The following is a 17,653-nucleotide window of genomic DNA, read 5'->3' on the forward strand; positions in this document are numbered from 1 at the left end:
CGGGCCCGCCCCTTCCCGGGGCCGGTCCGCTGGTTAATAATTATTCTGAGTTTGTGAGAGAATTTCACTTGATCAGAACGCTGGAGACCCCGCGGCACGACCTGAGCTCGGGGATCGCCTCCGGCGGGATCCTCCCGTACACCACGACCTGGAGCACCGCCCCGTTGCCGGAGTCGTCGACGACGGCCTGCCTGACAGAGACGTTCGCCCTGTAGAGGACCTCCGTGATGTCCGCCAGGATTCCGGGGAGCTTGGAGTCCGTAGGGGTTATGACGATGGAGGAGCATCCTATCTCGGGGGCCATGTCCGACATCGACAGCATCGGCCTGACCTTCGTGAAGATGGCGTCGAGCTCCGGCGTCGAGGATATACGTTCGAGCGTGGACCTGACCACCCTCCTGTCGACGCCGCATGCGCGCCCGATGGCCGAGTCGCCCTGTTCGATGTCGCCGCAGTACGCGTGTCCGTCCGCGACCCTGATGCCGCAGGAGAGGAGCTTCCCTGCCACCTTCTGCTGGGACGGGTATCCTTTGAAGTAGTCCCCGAGGAATTCCATGGTTCGGCATATCTTGGAACATTGATAAACATATTTGTTCATCAAAGCCTACATTGTGCAGAATTGTGCTCCGACCTCGTCCTTCCGACAAACTATATAAAGACGTGAGGAATGCGAACAATCGGTGTGACCAGTGCCGAACACTGACGAACTCAGACAGCAGATCGAAGTCATCGACGAGCAGATCATCGACCTCATCGCGACCCGCATGGAGATCGCGGACGAGCTCGCGAGAGCCAAGAAGAAGAGTTCTCAGCAGTACTGGGACGAGGAGAAGGAGAGGGAGGTCATCCAGAGGTACCACGAGCTCTGCGAGGAGGTCAGCCTGTCCGAGACCGAGGCCAAGCAGATCGCCGAGGTCATACTCCACATCTCCAAGGAGAGGCAGAAGCAGATCTTCGAGTGACGCCCTCCGTATTCTACATATGGATGTGTGCTCCAGCCTGGGGCATACTATTAAACGATGCTGTGCATCGGTGTGGCAGTGCCCAGCAAATCGAGCCTAGAGGCTTTTTTCAAGGACAACCATCGCGTCGCCATCGGGTTCTCCGGCGGAGTGGACTCATCCTATCTTGTCCATGTGGCCGCATCCGAGAGGGCCGACGCGCTGCCGGTTTTCATAAAGACGCCGTTCATCAGGGATTCCGAGCAGAGGGATGCCGAGGAGTTCTGCCGGAGACGCGGGATAAGGATGGAGGTCGTCGACATAGATCTCTACTCCGACGAGAGCGTCGTCAGCAACGGCCCGGACAGATGCTACCACTGCAAGAGGGCTATGTTCGAGAGGGTGATCGAGGTCGCCAGGGAGAACGGATGCGACGTGGTCGCGGACGGGACCAACGCCTCCGACCCCGTCGACGACAGACCCGGCGTCAGGGCCCTCCGCGAGCTCGGCATTAGGTCGCCCCTGAGGGACTCCGACCTGTCCAAGAGCGCCATCCGCAGGATCTCGCGCATGGACAGGCTCGAGACCTGGAACAAGCAGTCCAACTCGTGCCTGGCGACGAGGATCGAAACAGGTGTGAGGATAACGCCCGACCTCATTGGCAGGGTCGCCGCCTCCGAGGACGCCGTCGCAGCGCTGGGGTTCTCCGGGATCAGGGTCCGCACGGACGGCAGGTCGGCGAAGGTCCAGTTCACCAAGTCGCAGATTGCGGACGCCCGTGCGAGGGCGGATGAGATAAAGGAGGCCGTCGCACCGTACTTCGACGATGTGACCATCGACGACAAGGTGAGGGATGACTGATGGACGGACACGGGGTTAGGGAGGTTCTGCAGGAGGTCGCCGACGGCAGGATCTCCGTCGACGATGCTGTTCTCAAGCTCAAGCAGCAGCCGTTCGAGGACATGGGGTTCGCGAAGGTGGACCTCCACCGCGGACTGAGGCAGGGCGTCCCGGAGGTCATCTTCGGGGCGGGCAAGACGCCCGAGCAGATAGCTTCCATCGCAGAGAGGATGCTGGAGCGCGGCGAGGCGTCCGTGCTCATAACGAGGATATCTGCCGAGGCGGCGGATGTCGTCTCCCGTTCCATAGACCTCAGGTACGACCCCGTCAGCCGCATCGGCGTGGCCGGAAGGCTGACGGACGAGCACATCGGCAAGATAACGGTGATGACCGCCGGCACCAGCGACATCCCCGTGGCCGAGGAGGCCGCGCAGACAGCCGAGGCCCTCGGAAACAACGTGGTCCGCGTCTTCGACGCCGGGGTCTCAGGCATACACAGGCTCCTGGCCCATTCCGACGACATCATGACCTCCAGAGTCATAGTCGCCGTGGCGGGGATGGAGGGAGCGCTCGCCAGCGTCGTGGGCGGAATGGCCGACTGCCCCGTCATCGCGGTACCCACCAGCGTCGGGTACGGCGCCTCGTTCGGGGGGCTGTCCGCATTGCTCACCATGCTGAACTCCTGCGCCAGCGGGGTCTCCGTGGTCAACATCGACAACGGGTTCGGAGCCGGATACCTGGCTAGCATGATCAACCACATCGGCCTGGACTAAATACTAAATACTGTCGTTTCGATACTTATTTGCAATCGAAATCGAAACGAAAGAGGGTTGGTATTTGGTGAGTGAATCTGTATACTGCGGATGTCTGGAACAGCCTTACAATCACAACGACTGGAGATACAACCAAATCAAGGAAGAACTGTGTTTCACATACCTGTCAACGATTTGTGCATTCCTGGGTGCTACCTTAGAACGTAAGACTCGCCCGATGGACAACGCTGGAGTAGACGCCACCATCGAACTTCCACCGAACGGAACAAGAAAGAGTCCCCTTCGTATCGACGTTCAATTGAAGGGGACATCGGTCCCCAGGTTTGATGATCTGAACGAATCAATCGTCTTCAGTCTGAAGAAAGACCTTTACAACATTATGTGCTCTCCGAGAACCACCCCATGGCTTCTTATGATACTAGTCCTGCCTATAGAGGTAGAAAGATGGGTGGTCGTAACCGACGAGGATCTTATTTCAAGCGGTACAATGATATGGTGTGATGTATCCTCCTCTGAAGCGATGGTAGGTGACAGCGAGGTAAAAATAAGAATACCTACCACGAACAAAGTCACTGAACAATGGTTACATCACGCACTGTTCAGCCAGTTGGAGATGATGCAATGAGGATCGACGGCTACTCTTACGATGTTCTCAAGCAGATTAGCCCTCAGAAGATCAGACTGTATCTGACATCGTGCGGATGGGAGCTGGACCACAGGACAAACTTCCACGACGTCTTCATAAATCCCAGAACTAACGATGTAGTGACTGTCCCGAACAGCAGGGACTACACGGATTACGCTTACAGAGTGGAAGAAATCGTCAGCACTGTCTCTGAATCGGATAACGTCTCGGTGCAACGTGTCATCACCGGCATGACTATATCGTCATCGTCCGACTGTGTGGAATATCACTACAACCCAGAGAACGGAGAGATCGGACTCATCCCCATCCCCGACATGATGAGCATAATCGAGACTGGAAACGATATCAACAACTTCGCATTCAGAGACCTGTGCGAGTTCAAGCCGTCATACTCTTCATCTTCATGGAAAGGAAGGAAGGAGCTCGAGGGCATCCGCATCGGACCCACTATCCCTGGAAGTTATGTCGTCCAGTTCATATATCCGATAATGGAGGGAACGGGACAGATAGGTACAGACCTGGAAGGACACATCATTCCAGACAACATCAATCTGTGCAGATTGTGCGACAAGATCGAGTCGTCTCTGGGCGAAATCATCGAAGCCGCGGAGAGAAATAGAACAGAACTGGATCCGGAACTGAACATCTCCCACAACTTCGTCAGTTCTGTAATGGATTTGAGTTTCGAAAACGCCTACATGGACATCCGCAGGATTAGGACCCTAGGGAAAAAGGACCCGCTCCCAAAGAGCTACACTCTGTCCAAAACCATATTCCCGAGGATATCCGCCATAGAGAATAACATGCGCCCCAGAGAGATGACCCTGGAGCAGGATTTCATAGGGAGGATCACGAAATTCAAAGATCCCCGTGAAGCGGTCAACGAAGAACCAGCGGAAATCACCATAGCGTTCATCGACAAGGAGGGGGGACTGGCAAAGGCAACATTCTCCCTGAGCGGTGAAGACCTGGACAAGGCATACGATGCGGCGAAATCGCGCAGCAACGTGCAGGTGTCCGGAACATTGACGGGCGGAAGATACAAGCGCATCGTCGACATCAAGTCGTTCAAAGTTCTAATCTGAACATATGGCAGACCCGGTCCGCGCGCTATCTATTAATGCCTGCCCGAGATTCCCCGTCCTCATTGGGGGAATCCCGAAATGAGCAAGATCAGCGTAGCAGTCCTCGGAGCGACGGGGATGATTGGGCAGAGGTTCATCCAGATGCTGGAGGACCATCCGTATTTCGAGATCGAGGGGCTTTACGCCTCGGAGAGGTCCCAGGGCAAGAGGCTCGGGGACGTCCTGAAGGTCAGGGACCACGAGTACCTGAACGACACCATGGACAGGAGGATCGAGACCATGGACATCTCCAAGATCGCCAAGAACTGCAGGATCGCGTTCAGCGGCATCCCCTCGGACCTCGCCGGACCCACCGAGTCCCAGCTCGCCGAGGCCGGCGTCGCCGTGTTCACCAACGCCGGAAGCCACAGGATGGACCCCCACGTGCCCATCCTCATCCCGGAGGTCAACCCCGACCAGTTCGAGGCGGTGAAGGACCAGCCCACTTACAACAGCACCGGCGGGTACATCGTCACCAACGCCAACTGCTCCTCCACTGGAATCGCCGCGCCCCTCAAGGCCATCGACGACGCCTTCGGGCTCAAGCAGGTCTTCGTCTCCACCTACCAGGCGCTGTCCGGCGCCGGGTACCCCGGAGTCCCCTCCCTGGACGCCGTCGGCAACGTGGTCCCGTTCATCAGCCACGAGGAGGAGAAGATGGAGTCCGAGCTCGCCAAGATGCTCGGAACCTACGCCAGGGGCGAGTTCGAGTTCGCCAAGTTCAAGGTCATGGCCAACTGCGCCAGGGTCCCCGTGGTGGACGGCCACCTCGAGTCCCTCGTCCTGGACATGGAGCAGCAGCCCACCCTCGAGGAGCTCGAGAGGTGCCTCGTGGACTTCCGCGGAGAGCCCCAGAAGCTCGGGCTCCCCTCGGCACCTGTCCAGCCCATCATCGTCAGGAAGGAGGAGAACAGGCCCCAGCCCGTCTTCGACGCCATGGCAGGAAGGCCCGCCCGCGCGAGAGGCATGGCCGTCACCGTCGGCAGGCTCAGACAGAGCAACGGGTACTACAAGGCCTTCGCCATGAGCCACAACACCCTCCGCGGAGGGGCAGGGGGATCCGTCCTCAACGCCGAGCTCGCCAAGGCCAAGGGCATCCTCTGACATCGGGCTCAACCGCCCGCCAAACCACTCCAAACCCCTTCCTTCTCCCATCGTTCGACGCATCCAACGCTCGTCACCTTTAATTGTGTTGGATGTTATGTCCAACAGATATCAATGGCAGACTGCAAGAGAGCCATAGTCGTGACCAGCTTCGGTACGAGCTACAACGAGAACCGCGCCAAGACCATAGAGGCCATAGAGCGCCAGGCCGCCGAGGAGTTCCCCGGCTGGGACATACGCCGTGCGTTCACCAGCAGGATGATCATCAAGAAGATCCTGGAGCGCGACGGCGAGAGGATCGACTACATCTCCGATGCCATGGAGAGGCTCGTGTCTGAGGGCTACGGACAGGTCGTGGTGCAACCCACGCACATCATGAACGGCACCGAGTACGACGACGTCGTCAGGATCGTGGCCGACCACTGCGGGAACATCCCCGTGCTCAGGATGGGCAAGCCCCTGCTGACCACCTCCGAGGACTACGACGAGCTCGTGGAGGCCCTGGAGGGGTCCCTACTGAAGGAGATCGCCGACGAAGAGGCGCTCGTCCTGATGGGGCACGGATCCGAGCACTACGCCAACGCGACGTACAGCCAGCTCCAGATCAAGCTCTGGCTCGCCGGACACGACGATGTCTTCGTCACCACCGTCGAAGGGTACCCGGAGTTCGACGACACCATCCGTCTGATGGAGGGCTGCGGGAAGAAGAAGGCCGTGCTGTTCCCGCTGATGGTCGTCGCAGGAGACCACGCCAACAACGACATGGCGGGCGACGAGGACGACTCGCTGAAGTCCGTGCTAGAGTCCCACGGCTACGAGGTCCGCTGCATCGTCAGGGGCATGGGTGAGTACCCCGAGTTCAGGGAGCTCTTCATGGACCACATCAGGGACGCGGTCTCCAAGATCTGACCCCGACCCGATGAAAAAAGCGGGGGCGACCCCGCATCTCAACCTTTCTCAGAGGTCCAGAGCGACCATGGCTGTGGCCAGCTCCCCGAGGGGCTGACCGAAGTACCTGTGGATGATTGTGTTGCTGGTCGGCGACGGGAACCATATGACGCATCCCGTCTCCTCCGGGATCCAGCCCGTGCTCCCGCGGTAGGGGACGGCCAGCATGTCCATGGTGGGGGTCCCCTCGAGCGGTATCTCCGGGTACATCACGAAGTCCTCGGAGATGAACATCACGTCGTGGCGCTTCGAGTACTCGAGGATCTGGGACTTCGGGATGTCGTGACCGACGATCCTGCCGTCCTCCCCGACCATGTGCATCGTGACCTCGTCGGGGGTCCAGAACGTCTCGTCCTCGAACACACAGATCACGGTGTTCCTCCTCAGGCACTCGTCCAGACCCGAGTTCCTCACGGGCATGCTGCCCATCGCGCCCGTGACGGTGGCCTCCTCCTCGAGGATCATCCTGCACAGGTCCTCCGGCATGACCTCGGCGCGTACGGCGCCCCTCTCCCTCATCAGTCCGTCAAGTACCTCCTGGACTTCCATGATGGATGTAACCTCCCAGACAATATTTATGTTCGAGGATGGATTAGCCTGTCCTGATAAGATGGATCCGGCTATCCTATGGGTGATCTTCGGAGGGTTTCTCGAACCCGTCTGGGTCATCGGTCTGAAGAAGTACAACGACACCCGCAACAGGCTGTGGGCCGTGGTCGCCATTGTGTTCATGTTCCTCAGCCCGTGCTGTCTCGCCTTCGCCATGGAGACGATGTCGGTGGGCGTGGCCTACTCCATCTGGACCGGCATAGGCGCCGTCATGACCCTGGCCACCGGCGTGGTCATGTACCACGACAAACTGGACCGCCTGAAGATCCTGTTCGTGTTCCTCATCATCGCAGGGGTCATAGGCCTCGAGATGTCCTCGGAGGTGGTCCTGTGAACCACAACTGGCTGTGGATCCTCGTCGGAGGCGTGTTCGAGACAGGATGGGCCACTGGCATGAAGATGTCCGAGAGCTTCACCAACATCCCCTGGACCATAATCACGCTGATTCTGATCGTGTACAGCGTCCACTTCCTCAACAAAGGGCTGAAGGAGGGTCTGCCCATGGGACCGTGCTACGCCGTCTGGGTGGGCATCGGCGCCGTCGGATCGATCATCGTGGGTCTCGTGGTCTTCAACGAGATGCTGAACATCCTCGGATGGGCCTTCCTCGTCGTGATCATCATAGGCATCCTCGGCCTGAACCTGGTCACCGAGGGCGAGTCCCCGGAACCCGGGGACGACAAGCGCGAGTGACGCCCGCAACGGTCGCCGTCCGCCCTGCCCTCACGTGCGCGATGTGCGGGCGCGACTGAAACCTTATCTACGTCGCGATTATAGGGAAACTCCAGAGGAGCCAAATGACGCTTAAATTCGGAGTACCCAACAAAGGACGCTTGAACGAGAGGACCATCGAGCTGCTCGCCAAGGCGGGCATCGACCTCGGAGAGGACGTCGGACGCAGACTGTACGTCAAGGCGAGGAACCAGGACATCGAGGTCCTGTTCCTCAGGGCCCAGGACATCCCGGAGTTCGTCGCCACCGGTGCCATCGACATCGGGATCACCGGACAGGACCAGGTCGCCGAGGCCGGGGCGCAGATCGAGCAGGTGCTGGAGCTCAGGTTCGGATACTGCCACATGGCCGTCGCCGTCCCGGAGGCCTCCGGGATCAAGGACGCGTCCGAGATCAAGGATGGCAGCAGGATCGCCACATCCTACCCCAACATCGCCAGGCGCTACTTCGAGTCCCTCGGCAAGGACGTCAGCGTCATCGTGGTCACCGGCGCGGCGGAGATCATGCCCTACCTCGGCATCTCCGACTACATCGTCGACCTCGTCTCCACCGGCTCCACGCTCAAGATGAACAGGATGATCGAGGCCGGCAGGATCCTCGACTCCCAGGCCGCGGTCTTCACGTCCAAGCAGTCCATGGAGAAGTACGGGGAGCAGATCGAGGAGATCGCCAGCTCCATCCAGAGCGTCATCGACGCCGAGAACAAGAGGTACATCATGGCCGACGTGCCCAGGGACAGGCTCTCCGACGTCGAGCGCATCATCCCCGGGATCGGCGGACCCACCATCCTCGACATCGCGGGCAACAGCGGCTTCATGGCAGTCCACGCAGTCATAGACTCCGACCAGACGTTCCACGTCATCGCCGAGCTCAAGAAGATCGGCGCCAAGGGCATCCTGACCACCCCGATCGAGAGGCTGGTGAACTGAGATGGAGCCCGACAGGAGCATAATGAGGGAGACCACCAGGGACTTCCAGACGTACTACAGCCCCATGCTCCACGGAGAGGTCAGGCTCGACACCAACACGAACGTCCTCGGCTCCAACCCTGCCGCCGCCGAGTACCTCAGGACCCACACCTGGGACCTGAACGGATACCCGGACACCTACTCCAGGGACCTGCGCGCGGCGCTGGGGAAGCTCTACGGCGTCGACCCGGACTGCATCATCGCCGGCAACGGGTCCGACGAGATGATTGACGTCATCTTCAAGACGTTCACCAACTGGGGGGACAACAGCGTCGTTCCCGTCCCCTCCTACTCGCTATACGACTACTTCGTCAGGATGAACGGCGGCAGGGCGATCCCCGTGGACCTCACGGAGGACTACCAGCTCGACGTCGACTCCATGGTGAAGCAGGAGAACGCCAAGGTCACCATCGTGCCCTCGCCCAACAACCCCACCGGCAACTGCTTCAGGACCAAGGACCTGGAGGAGCTCATATCCAGGTTCGACGGCATCGTCGTCATGGACGAGGCCTACACCGAGTACACAGGCACCGACGGGTTCATCAAGAGGGCGACCGAGTTCGACAACCTAGTCGTCACCAGGACGTTCTCCAAGGTCTACGCCATGGCGGCGCTGCGCGTCGGGTACATGGTCGCCAACAGAAAGCTCACCGACATGATGATGAGCGTCAAGATCCCCTACTCCCTGAACGCCATCAGCGAGGGGGCCGCGGTCGCCGCGCTGAAAGACCAGGACTTCGTCAGGAGGAGCGTCCAGATGGTGACCGAGCAGAGGCCCAAGCTCGAGGCGGGGCTCAGGAAGCTCGGATTCGAGCCGTTCCCGTCCGACTCCAACTTCATCCTCGCCAGGTCCCCCATCGACCACACCGCCCTCGTCGAGGGCCTCAAGAAGAAGGGCGTGCTCATACGCGACTTCGGGTCCAAGCGCAGGACCGAGAACTGCGTCAGGCCCACCGTGGGCACCGAGGAGCTCAACAGGCTGCTCCTGGAGAAGACGGCAGAGGTGATCGACGAATGCCGCTGAGGATCACGCTGACCGACTACGGCGTCGGCAACCTCTACTCCATCCGCAGGTCCCTCGAGAACTGCGGCGCGGAGGTGGTCACCGTCAGGGACATGAGGGACGTCCTCGACGCCGAGTGCGTCGTGTTCCCCGGCGTGGGGGCTTTCGACAAGACGATGGAGAAGCTGCAGCCCTACAGGGAGGACATCAGGGAGAGGCTGCTCTCCGGCACCCCCGCGCTGGGCATATGCATCGGCATGCAGATCATGTTCGGTTCCAGCGCCGAGGGCACCACCCCCGGCCTAGGCGTGTTCGACGGCGACGTGGTCCCGCTCACCGGGAGGGTCGTCCCGCACATGGGATGGAACCAGGTGGTGTCCGACGACCCCCTCATGGAAGACGTCGGTGACAACAACTTCTACTTCGCACACTCGTACCGCGGGAACCCCGCCGAGGACATCACCATCGGCACCACCGAGTACGAGGGCGCCGAGATACCCACGTTCTTCAGGAAGGCCAACACGTACGGCACGCAGTTCCACCCGGAGAAGAGCAGCTCGTCCGGCATGGCGTTCCTCAGGAACTTCATAGCGTTCGCGGAGTCGGTACTGTGATGGTCATACCCGCAGTCGACGTGCTGGACCACCAGGTGGTGCAGCTGGTCGGGGGAGTCCCCGGCAGCCAGCAGATCGTGATGCCCAACCCCGCGGACGTGGCCGAGATGTGGGTCGACAAGGGTGCCAGGTACCTGCACCTCGTCGACCTGGACGGAGCGTTCGGGAAGGAGAACAACATCCCCGTCTTCAAGAGGATCATAAGGGACGCCGGCGTCCCTGCACAGGTGGGGGGCGGCATCAGGTCCGCCGAGACCATCGACGACCTCATATCCGCAGGCGCGGACCGCGTGGTCGTGGGGACCAAGGCCGTCAAGGAGCCGGAGTGGCTGGCGGAGATGGCCGACAGGCACCCCGGGAGGATCGTCCTGGGACTGGACACCAAGGCCGGGCGCATCGCCATCAAGGGATGGCAGGAATCCGCGCAGATGACAGTCGGGGAGATGTTCGACATCATCAGGGACCTCCCCCTCGCCGGAGTGCTCAACACCAACGTGGACGTCGAGGGCCAGAAGAAGGGCATCGACGAGAGGCAGGCCAGGGACTTCATCTCCAGGTGCCCGTGCGACGTGATCTCGTCCGGGGGCGTGACCTCCAGGATTGACGCGGACATCCTCGCAGACGCGGGGGCCGTGGGCGCGGTCGTGGGTCTGGCACTCTACACCGAGGTCATCAAGCCGTGGGAGTGGGACACGCCCTGGATGGCGTGAGCCACTCCGCCGCAAACACCTTACCGACCATTTTTCGGTTTTCCTAACGGCGTTACATTTAACTCATGTAATCCAATCCTCGGCTCATGAAGATGCCCTGCGAGCTGATCGTCACCCACATCCTCCCCACCGCCAGGGGAGCGCTGGCCAAGGAGCTGGTCCACAACCACGGAATGACCCAGGTGCAGGTGGCGAACCTCTTCGGCGTCACCAGCGCCGCCGTGTCCCAGTACATCAAGGGGCTCAGAGGCGGGAACAACCTCATCGACAAGAGCGCCTACCGCGAGGACTTCTACAACATGATCTCCGACACCGCCGACATGGTCGCCGACGGCAAGGACCTCACCGAGGCCCTGTGCGAGATCTGCTCCTTCGTCAAGAGCAGCGGGCTGCTCAAGGCCCTGTACGTCTACGAGGGCTACAGCGGCGAGCTCGGGGTGTGCATGGAGTGCCCCAGGACCACCATCACCATCCCCGAGGGACTCTGAGAGAAAAATACACTCTGGATGACGACGATAGGTATTGTCGCCACATCATACCTGAAGATGTTCGATTCGACCTTACGAGACCCCTTCGATACGGTTGCACATCTCGAGGATCGACCTGATAACATACGGGTTTACTAGGCTGTACTTGACTTCCTTTCCTTCTTTGGTGGATTCTACTATCCCTGCTTCTTTCATGATCTTCAGATTGTGAGACACCAGTGATGACGAGGCACCGACAGTGACGGAAATCTGACTGACGCTCATCCTCCCGCTCATCAGTGCTATTATGATCTCCATCCTCTTGGCGTCTGCCATCGCTTTCAGGGTTTGCAATCCTCCGGTGCCCACATTCTCCACTCTCCGGGCAACCTTTTCCAACATGGAATCATCGATGGGCTTGCGGCATATCTCCTGATCATAGGGACTCGCATCGTCATAGGGCTTCTGTGCACTGATGATGAAATTACTGGGGAGCTTCATGAAGCCGTTCTCCGTGAGAACGGAATAGGAGTAAGAATCCAGTGACAACACATGGATATCTGTCATTCCCAGGCCCAACAATGTGGACACGTCCCATGTCGGTCTTCTCTCACGGGTCAGAGGCAGCTCATATGCCAACTTCCTGATGATGTTCAGATCCACCCCGCCGACATTCGTCTTGGCATGTAGGTTGTTGTCAACACCGTTCTTAAGGTCGAGATACTGCTTCCTGCGACGATAGTCTTCATCGAAAAGATCCAGATAGTAATTACCATCAAGGATCGCCATGTGTCCGCCGGGTTTCAACAATTTCAACCATCTTTCATAAGCACCTACCGGATCCTCAAGGCACCACAATACACTCCGGGCAACTACAAGATCATAGGACGCTTCGGGCAACTCGGGATTTTGAGCATCCATTATCCGATAGTCTATGGAGAGACCGAGTTCACGTGCGTTTCTCTCTGCAAGGTCTATCATCCTTTTAGACAAGTCCAAGGCCGTCACATCATGACCCATCTGTGTGAGCCAAATTGCCATCAACCCAGCGCCTGTACCCATATCTACGACTCTCATACTGTTGTTCAGGTCTATCACATGACCTAGAGTCTCTACAATCCGTTTCTCCGAATTTAACGAAATCCGGGTGGCCAGACTGTATCCGGGAGCGCGCAAATCCCAGAATCCGATTACACGGCTCTGGAGTTCAGTTCCATGATTATGCTCTTCGTTCACTTCATGAATTGGATGATTAATCCAATATTTACCTGTACTGCAATCTCGTCAAATATAACCACTAATCAGCCATTCATTTGAACTAATTTTCAATCATTACTGATAATTGGCTATTTACTTTAAATAATTTGAATGAAGAATGATGTTATGTTGGTATATACATCCAACATTGTGGCAGATTATCTAGCCATGGTGATGAATATGAATACAAAGCAAATTGGTGCCATTGCGGTGGTCCTCGTGATTATTATCGCAGGAGTCAGCGTGTACCTGGCATTCGGCGGCGGATCATCCAACAACGATCCCAACTACGGCCTTAGCGACAATATCGATGGCCGTCTCACAATATTCGGAAACGCAAACAACGATGACTACATCGATCAGAGGGATGTGGAGGCTGTTGAATCCATAATTTCCGGTGAAGTCGAACCCGTCTACTTCGACTGCAAGCTTTCCTATGGCGGAGCGACCGTTCAGAGAACTCTCGCAGACGCCAACTGTGACGGGGTTGTTGATGAAACCGACCTTGACATCATCCAGCGCATGGTTGACAGGGAAGTGGGGATGCAGATCCACTTCTACGATGTCGACGGAGTTGCCAGTTCATGCACATACCCTCTCGACACGATGGCGATCGGATACAAGAGCAACTACGAGGCCGTTCTCATCCTCGGGGCAGAAGACAAGTGCCTCTACGCCTGCAACCAGGTCTCAGACAACGGAGCCTACAGCAAATGGTACACCGCATTCAGCGATGCCCAGGGAATCGGAAGCAGGTTCGATCCCGACTACGAAGTGTTTGTAAAGGAAGGAAACGAGAAACCCAACTGTGTCATCACTGGCACCAGGGCATGGTTCGATGCCGATATGGAGACCACCCTTGCGCCCCTCGGTATCGATGTTGTTCGCCTCCCGTTCTGGGAGGACAACGTAACAGTCTCGGGCATCATCACCCTCGGATATCTCCTCGGCTGCGAGGATGCCGCATACGATTACGCAGAGACTGCAGACAGCGTTCTTGAGACGATAGAGGACACCCTGTCGAACGTCCCCCTTGCGGACAGACCCCTGGTCTACGCCTCATACAATGGGACCAAGATCTCCACGATGCACAACGGCGTTCATGAGTTCGTCACCGCTGCTGGAGGAAAAACGGTCCTCGACATCGGAGGATATCAGGCCGGAACGAACATCGACGGAGAGGGAATCATCAGCATGAATCCCGACTTCATCGTATTCAGCGTCTACTACGGATTCCTGGAGGAGTATGACAGTCTCGAGACCACCAAGGACTACGTCTACGACATGCTCACGAACTCCGACGGAATGTACTTCAGTCTGATCGAACAGACCAACGCGTACAAGGAAGGCAACGTATACATCTTCGATCAGGGAATGTTCATGGGTCCTGCCAGCTACATTCCGATAGCCTACATGGCCAATCTGCTGTATCCGGACCTGTTCGATTTCGATGTCGACGCCCTTTTCACCGAGTATCTTGAGAAGTACCACCCCGAGTTCTCCATCGAGGACTTCGAGGGACTCAGCTACTACAGCTTGAATGAGGTGCTGAACTACTACAACTGAGGGGACGGGCTTCGGCCCTCCCCGGATTTCCAGTGATCCGATGGAACTGACAGAGAATATCAGGAAGTATTGGGATCTCCGGAGCAGAGGTTTCTCGGAATCTGTTATCTACGAGATTTCAACAGGAGAGTCGGAAAAAACCCTCGAACTCCTGGAATCGATGGGTGTAGCTGCCGGAGACAGCATCCTGGATGTGGGATGCGGACCAGGGTATTTTGCTCTCGCCCTAGCAAGATCCAGAGTACATGTCACGGGAATCGATTTCTCCGAAGACATGATCGAAAAAGCTCGCACAAACGCTTCGAAATACAACTCCGATGCACGCTTCGTTGTAATGGACGCACAGAAGATGAGCTTTCCAGACGACACGTTCGACCACGTGGTAAGCAGGAACGTTCTGTGGAACCTCACACGTCCAGAGGATGCGTATTCTGAGATCTTCAGGGTATTGAAGCCCGGCGGTTCTGCGGGCATCCTTGACGGGAACTTCTACCTGATGGACAAGGAAACGTCCGGACATCATACCCATGACCAGGACTGTCACAGTCGCTTCAACAGGGGAGAGGTGGATTTCTCAATCATCGAACGTCTGGCGAAGGACCTGCCACTCAGCTCCGTCGAACGCCCAGCGTGGGATGTGAGCGTCCTAGGCAAGATGCACGAGTGCTCATCGGTGGAGGTGAGATTCCTCAAACACTCCGATGATGGATGTTCTCCGCCATCGTCATTCGCCATAATCGCCAGAAAGGTGATGCGATGAATCCAGAAGAAACATCCTCCGATATGGAAACCGAGTACCACAGGTACGTCTACCGCAAGATCGTCTTCATCCTGGGATGCGTACTGGCGATGTTTCTTGTGTTGGGCTATGCAGCAACGATCGGATCCTCCGGAATCTCGACATTGGATGTCTACAGGGACATCTGGTACCATTTCGTCGACCCCAGCAAATTGGACACGACCATCGATTGGATAGTCTTCACCAACCGCCTGCCCCGCATAGCTACAGGACTGGTGGCTGGAATATCACTGGGAGTGGCCGGCGCGGCAATGCAGAGTATGATGAAGAATCCGTTGGCTGACCCATACACCACGGGAATATCCTCAGGAGCTTCGTTCGGTGCTACACTGGCCATCGTCATGGGGTTCAGCATCGCAGACCTGGGAGGTACGGCAGGGATGGTTGTCACAGCCTTCGTCTTCGCCCTCATTCCTGCGGCCGTCATAATCCTGGTGTCCTCTCTGAAGAACACGTCCGCAGCGACCATGATCCTTGCGGGAATCGCCGTGATGTATCTGTTCAATGCCTGCACGACGATAGTACAACTGAGAGCCTCGGATGCAAGCCTGTCCGCGGTATTCCAATGGTCCATCGGTGATCTGAGTGGAGCCACCTGGGAATCGTTCTACGTCATCACCGCATTCACGATCGTGGGCACGATAATACTGATGGCGGTGTCGAAGAAGCTGAACATACTGATCACAGGAGACAAGAACGCCACGGCACTGGGCCTGAACGCTCACAAACTGAGGATACTCCTGCTGATCGTCATCTCCCTGATGGCAGCATCTGTCGTGTGCTTCACCGGAATCATCGGATTCGTCGGATTGGTCGCCCCCCACATCGTCAGGATATTCATCGGATCCGACAACAGATACCTAATACCTGCATCCGCAGCATTCGGAGCAGTGCTGCTGATGATAGCCGATCTGATTTCCAGGATGATCATCGCACCCACGTTCCTGCCTGTAGGGGTGATAACGGCATTCATCGGATGTCCGCTGTTCCTGTATCTGCTAATCAAGCAAAGAAAATCCATGTGGTGATAGGATGGACATTCAACTGAAAGGAGTGGAGTTCGGATACGACTCGGATGTCATGGTGCTGAAAGGCATAGACTTCGAGTTCAACAAACCGGAGTTCATCTGCATCATGGGACCGAATGGGGTAGGGAAATCAACATTGATCCACTGTATGAACAAGATCCTGAAACCCACCGGAGGGACGGTCCTCATCGATGGGAAGGACATCACTGGAATCAAGCTGAAAGAATTGGCCCGCAACATGGGGTATGTCCCCAACGCCACTGAGGACGCCTTCCCTCTGACTGTGGTGGATACAGTCATGGTCGGCCTCCAGAACGACTACAAGTTCGGAACCACTTCTGATGACCTGCAGAAGGTACACGATGCACTGAAACTCATGGGCATTGAGCATCTGGCGATGCGTAACTTCGACGAGCTGTCCGCAGGGCAGCATCAGAAGGTCATGCTAGCCCGCGGACTGGTTAGAGAACCTTCCGTAGTCCTCCTGGATGAACCGACCTCAAATCTTGACATCAGACATCAGATAGAGGTGACGAAGGTTCTCAGCCGCCTGCCTCGTGACAAGGGCATGACGGTGATCATGATTAGTCACGACATCAACATCACCGCCAAGTTCGCGGATAGGATCATCATGCTCCATGATGGGGAGATCTATGCTGTGGGAACACCTTCGGAGGTTCTGACGAAGGAGAACCTGCATATCGTCTACGGAGTTGATGCGGACATAATAGAGAAAGACGGACGCCCGCATGTGATACTGAACGATGCCTATCCGGAATGATGAAAACCTTTTCCAGACGGGGGAGACCCCGCCCAAACCGTTTCTCTAGACGGGAACGTAAAACATGTTGTACTCTCAGACGGCATCGTCCTCATAAGTGCACGTACCTTCTTCGAAAACCGATTCTTGAGCACGAGTCATGATGCTGACGCGCATACTATTTTTATCTGCTATCCCTACGCGGACATGTTATCATGACCGCCAGGACGTCCTCAATAGAGCGCAGCACAAGGGAGACCAGAATCTCCGTGGACCTCGACATAGACGGCACGGGCAAGTTCGACGTGACCTGCGAGATCCAGTTCCTGAAGCACATGACCGAGACGCTCGCCAGGTACGCCGGCTTCGACCTCGTCCTGAGCGCCGAGGGCGACAACGACCACCACATCATCGAGGACACGGCGATCACCCTGGGGAAGGCCATCAGGCAGGCCATGGGCGACGAGCCCATCGAGAGGATGGCCACCGCCGTCATCCCCATGGACGACGCCCTCGTGATGGCGTCGCTCGACCTGGTCGACCGCCCCTACGCGGACATCGACTGCCCCGACCCGCTGTACACCCACTTCATGAGGAGCCTGGCGATGTCGGCGGGCATGACACTCCACATCGTGGTCATCAGGGGGTTCGACGAGCACCACATCGTCGAGGCCGGGTTCAAGGCCACGGGCAAGGCCCTGGCCGAGGCCCTGAGGCGCCGCAGCACCGAGCTGAGCACGAAGGACCGCGAGATCATAGCGTGA

Annotated in this window: 22 protein-coding genes; 19 read left to right on the top strand and 3 right to left on the bottom strand. The window is 57.6% G+C overall.

The genetic code is table 11. The annotated features are described in order from the left end of the window. Positions 1–64: 64 nt before the first annotated feature. Positions 65–556, bottom strand: coding sequence for a regulator of amino acid metabolism, contains ACT domain protein (locus JS82_06490; GenBank protein ID QHK17770.1), 492 nt, complete (start codon positions 554–556; stop codon positions 65–67). A gap of 133 nt (positions 557–689) precedes the next feature. Here JS82_06490 and JS82_06495 point away from each other — a divergent pair, with 133 nt between their 5' ends. The 7 genes from JS82_06495 to JS82_06525 all read left to right on the top strand — a co-directional run bounded on the left by JS82_06495 (position 690) and on the right by JS82_06525 (position 6,337). Further along, complete coding sequence (locus JS82_06495; protein ID QHK17771.1) at positions 690–962, top strand: chorismate mutase; 273 nt, start codon at positions 690–692, stop codon at positions 960–962. Between the two features lie 57 nt (positions 963–1,019). After that, positions 1,020–1,802 (top strand): ATP-dependent sacrificial sulfur transferase LarE, encoded by a 783-nt coding sequence (gene larE, locus JS82_06500; GenBank protein QHK17772.1) that lies wholly within the window; start codon positions 1,020–1,022, stop codon positions 1,800–1,802. Continuing rightward, complete coding sequence (gene larB / locus JS82_06505; GenBank protein ID QHK17773.1) at positions 1,802–2,554, top strand: nickel pincer cofactor biosynthesis protein LarB; 753 nt, start codon at positions 1,802–1,804, stop codon at positions 2,552–2,554. The genes larE and larB overlap by 1 nt, the downstream gene beginning before the upstream one ends. 67 nt (positions 2,555–2,621) lie before the next feature. Further along, on the top strand, positions 2,622–3,179 hold the full coding sequence (locus JS82_06510; protein QHK17774.1) for a DUF4365 domain-containing protein: 558 nt from the start codon (positions 2,622–2,624) through the stop codon (positions 3,177–3,179). Beyond that, positions 3,176–4,285 carry a hypothetical protein gene (locus tag JS82_06515; protein ID QHK17775.1) on the top strand — a complete coding sequence of 370 codons (1,110 nt, stop codon included), beginning with the start codon at positions 3,176–3,178 and terminating at the stop codon, positions 4,283–4,285. The genes JS82_06510 and JS82_06515 overlap by 4 nt, the downstream gene beginning before the upstream one ends. A 78-nt stretch (positions 4,286–4,363) precedes the next feature. Further along, the gene (gene asd, locus JS82_06520) at positions 4,364–5,428 is read left to right on the top strand and encodes an aspartate-semialdehyde dehydrogenase (protein QHK17776.1); all 1,065 of its coding nucleotides are present in this window, start codon (positions 4,364–4,366) and stop codon (positions 5,426–5,428) included. Positions 5,429–5,542: 114 nt separating this feature from the next. Next, positions 5,543–6,337 carry a sirohydrochlorin cobaltochelatase gene (locus tag JS82_06525; protein QHK17777.1) on the top strand — a complete coding sequence of 265 codons (795 nt, stop codon included), beginning with the start codon at positions 5,543–5,545 and terminating at the stop codon, positions 6,335–6,337. Between the two features lie 48 nt (positions 6,338–6,385). Here the strand turns inward: JS82_06525 and JS82_06530 are convergent, their stop codons facing one another. After that, positions 6,386–6,925 carry a hypothetical protein gene (locus tag JS82_06530; protein ID QHK17778.1) on the bottom strand — a complete coding sequence of 180 codons (540 nt, stop codon included), beginning with the start codon at positions 6,923–6,925 and terminating at the stop codon, positions 6,386–6,388. Positions 6,926–6,986: 61 nt separating this feature from the next. On the opposite strand from JS82_06530, the gene JS82_06535 reads away from it, so the two are divergent. From JS82_06535 to JS82_06565, 7 genes are all read left to right on the top strand, one after another. Then, entirely contained in the window at positions 6,987–7,319 is a 333-nt protein-coding gene (locus JS82_06535; GenBank protein ID QHK17779.1) for a QacE family quaternary ammonium compound efflux SMR transporter, read from the top strand. Next, the gene (locus JS82_06540; protein QHK17780.1) at positions 7,316–7,678 is read left to right on the top strand and encodes a QacE family quaternary ammonium compound efflux SMR transporter; all 363 of its coding nucleotides are present in this window, start codon (positions 7,316–7,318) and stop codon (positions 7,676–7,678) included. The genes JS82_06535 and JS82_06540 overlap by 4 nt, the downstream gene beginning before the upstream one ends. A gap of 104 nt (positions 7,679–7,782) precedes the next feature. Then, positions 7,783–8,646, top strand: coding sequence for an ATP phosphoribosyltransferase (locus tag JS82_06545; GenBank protein ID QHK17781.1), 864 nt, complete (start codon positions 7,783–7,785; stop codon positions 8,644–8,646). A gap of 1 nt (position 8,647) precedes the next feature. Beyond that, the gene (hisC, locus tag JS82_06550) at positions 8,648–9,709 is read left to right on the top strand and encodes a histidinol-phosphate transaminase (protein QHK17782.1); all 1,062 of its coding nucleotides are present in this window, start codon (positions 8,648–8,650) and stop codon (positions 9,707–9,709) included. After that, a complete protein-coding gene (gene hisH / locus JS82_06555; GenBank protein ID QHK18423.1) occupies positions 9,706–10,302 on the top strand; it encodes an imidazole glycerol phosphate synthase subunit HisH in 597 nt (198 codons plus the stop codon). The genes hisC and hisH overlap by 4 nt, the downstream gene beginning before the upstream one ends. After that, the gene (locus JS82_06560; protein ID QHK17783.1) at positions 10,299–11,012 is read left to right on the top strand and encodes a 1-(5-phosphoribosyl)-5-[(5-phosphoribosylamino)methylideneamino] imidazole-4-carboxamide isomerase; all 714 of its coding nucleotides are present in this window, start codon (positions 10,299–10,301) and stop codon (positions 11,010–11,012) included. The genes hisH and JS82_06560 overlap by 4 nt, the downstream gene beginning before the upstream one ends. Before the next feature lie 86 nt (positions 11,013–11,098). After that, positions 11,099–11,500: a transcriptional regulator gene (locus tag JS82_06565; protein QHK17784.1), complete on the top strand. Its 402-nt coding sequence runs from the start codon at positions 11,099–11,101 to the stop codon at positions 11,498–11,500. Positions 11,501–11,572: 72 nt separating this feature from the next. Here JS82_06565 and JS82_06570 read toward each other — a convergent pair whose 3' ends face one another. After that, positions 11,573–12,577 (bottom strand): metalloregulator ArsR/SmtB family transcription factor, encoded by a 1,005-nt coding sequence (locus tag JS82_06570; protein ID QHK17785.1) that lies wholly within the window; start codon positions 12,575–12,577, stop codon positions 11,573–11,575. Positions 12,578–12,955: 378 nt separating this feature from the next. On the opposite strand from JS82_06570, the gene JS82_06575 reads away from it, so the two are divergent. The 5 genes from JS82_06575 to JS82_06595 all read left to right on the top strand — a co-directional run bounded on the left by JS82_06575 (position 12,956) and on the right by JS82_06595 (position 17,653). Then, a complete protein-coding gene (locus JS82_06575) occupies positions 12,956–14,302 on the top strand; it encodes an ABC transporter substrate-binding protein (GenBank protein QHK17786.1) in 1,347 nt (448 codons plus the stop codon). Between the two features lie 40 nt (positions 14,303–14,342). Beyond that, entirely contained in the window at positions 14,343–15,062 is a 720-nt protein-coding gene (locus JS82_06580) for a methyltransferase domain-containing protein (GenBank protein ID QHK17787.1), read from the top strand. Then, positions 15,059–16,129 carry an iron chelate uptake ABC transporter family permease subunit gene (locus tag JS82_06585; GenBank protein ID QHK17788.1) on the top strand — a complete coding sequence of 357 codons (1,071 nt, stop codon included), beginning with the start codon at positions 15,059–15,061 and terminating at the stop codon, positions 16,127–16,129. Before JS82_06580 ends, JS82_06585 begins: the two co-directional genes overlap by 4 nt. A gap of 4 nt (positions 16,130–16,133) precedes the next feature. Then, positions 16,134–16,910 (top strand): ATP-binding cassette domain-containing protein, encoded by a 777-nt coding sequence (locus JS82_06590; protein ID QHK17789.1) that lies wholly within the window; start codon positions 16,134–16,136, stop codon positions 16,908–16,910. A 194-nt stretch (positions 16,911–17,104) separates the two neighbouring features. Continuing rightward, the gene (locus JS82_06595; protein QHK17790.1) at positions 17,105–17,653 is read left to right on the top strand and encodes an imidazoleglycerol-phosphate dehydratase; all 549 of its coding nucleotides are present in this window, start codon (positions 17,105–17,107) and stop codon (positions 17,651–17,653) included.

It is taken from the genome of Methanomassiliicoccaceae archaeon DOK (assembly GCA_009911715.1).
Lineage (GTDB): Archaea > Thermoplasmatota > Thermoplasmata > Methanomassiliicoccales > Methanomethylophilaceae > Methanoprimaticola.

Excerpts from the sequence above, each read along its gene's own strand:
- JS82_06490 (QHK17770.1), bottom strand. The coding sequence starts at position 556 with ATGGAATTCCTCGGGGACTACTTCAAAGGATACCCGTCCCAGCAGAAG.
- larE (QHK17772.1), top strand. The coding sequence starts at position 1,020 with ATGCTGTGCATCGGTGTGGCAGTGCCCAGCAAATCGAGCCTAGAGGCT.
- larB (QHK17773.1), top strand. The coding sequence starts at position 1,802 with ATGGACGGACACGGGGTTAGGGAGGTTCTGCAGGAGGTCGCCGACGGC.
- JS82_06515 (QHK17775.1), top strand. The coding sequence starts at position 3,176 with ATGAGGATCGACGGCTACTCTTACGATGTTCTCAAGCAGATTAGCCCT.
- asd (QHK17776.1), top strand. The coding sequence starts at position 4,364 with ATGAGCAAGATCAGCGTAGCAGTCCTCGGAGCGACGGGGATGATTGGG.
- JS82_06525 (QHK17777.1), top strand. The coding sequence starts at position 5,543 with ATGGCAGACTGCAAGAGAGCCATAGTCGTGACCAGCTTCGGTACGAGC.
- JS82_06530 (QHK17778.1), bottom strand. The coding sequence starts at position 6,925 with ATGGAAGTCCAGGAGGTACTTGACGGACTGATGAGGGAGAGGGGCGCC.
- JS82_06535 (QHK17779.1), top strand. The coding sequence starts at position 6,987 with ATGGATCCGGCTATCCTATGGGTGATCTTCGGAGGGTTTCTCGAACCC.
- JS82_06545 (QHK17781.1), top strand. The coding sequence starts at position 7,783 with ATGACGCTTAAATTCGGAGTACCCAACAAAGGACGCTTGAACGAGAGG.
- hisC (QHK17782.1), top strand. The coding sequence starts at position 8,648 with ATGGAGCCCGACAGGAGCATAATGAGGGAGACCACCAGGGACTTCCAG.
- JS82_06565 (QHK17784.1), top strand. The coding sequence starts at position 11,099 with ATGAAGATGCCCTGCGAGCTGATCGTCACCCACATCCTCCCCACCGCC.
- JS82_06580 (QHK17787.1), top strand. The coding sequence starts at position 14,343 with ATGGAACTGACAGAGAATATCAGGAAGTATTGGGATCTCCGGAGCAGA.
- JS82_06585 (QHK17788.1), top strand. The coding sequence starts at position 15,059 with ATGAATCCAGAAGAAACATCCTCCGATATGGAAACCGAGTACCACAGG.
- JS82_06590 (QHK17789.1), top strand. The coding sequence starts at position 16,134 with ATGGACATTCAACTGAAAGGAGTGGAGTTCGGATACGACTCGGATGTC.
- JS82_06595 (QHK17790.1), top strand. The coding sequence starts at position 17,105 with ATGACCGCCAGGACGTCCTCAATAGAGCGCAGCACAAGGGAGACCAGA.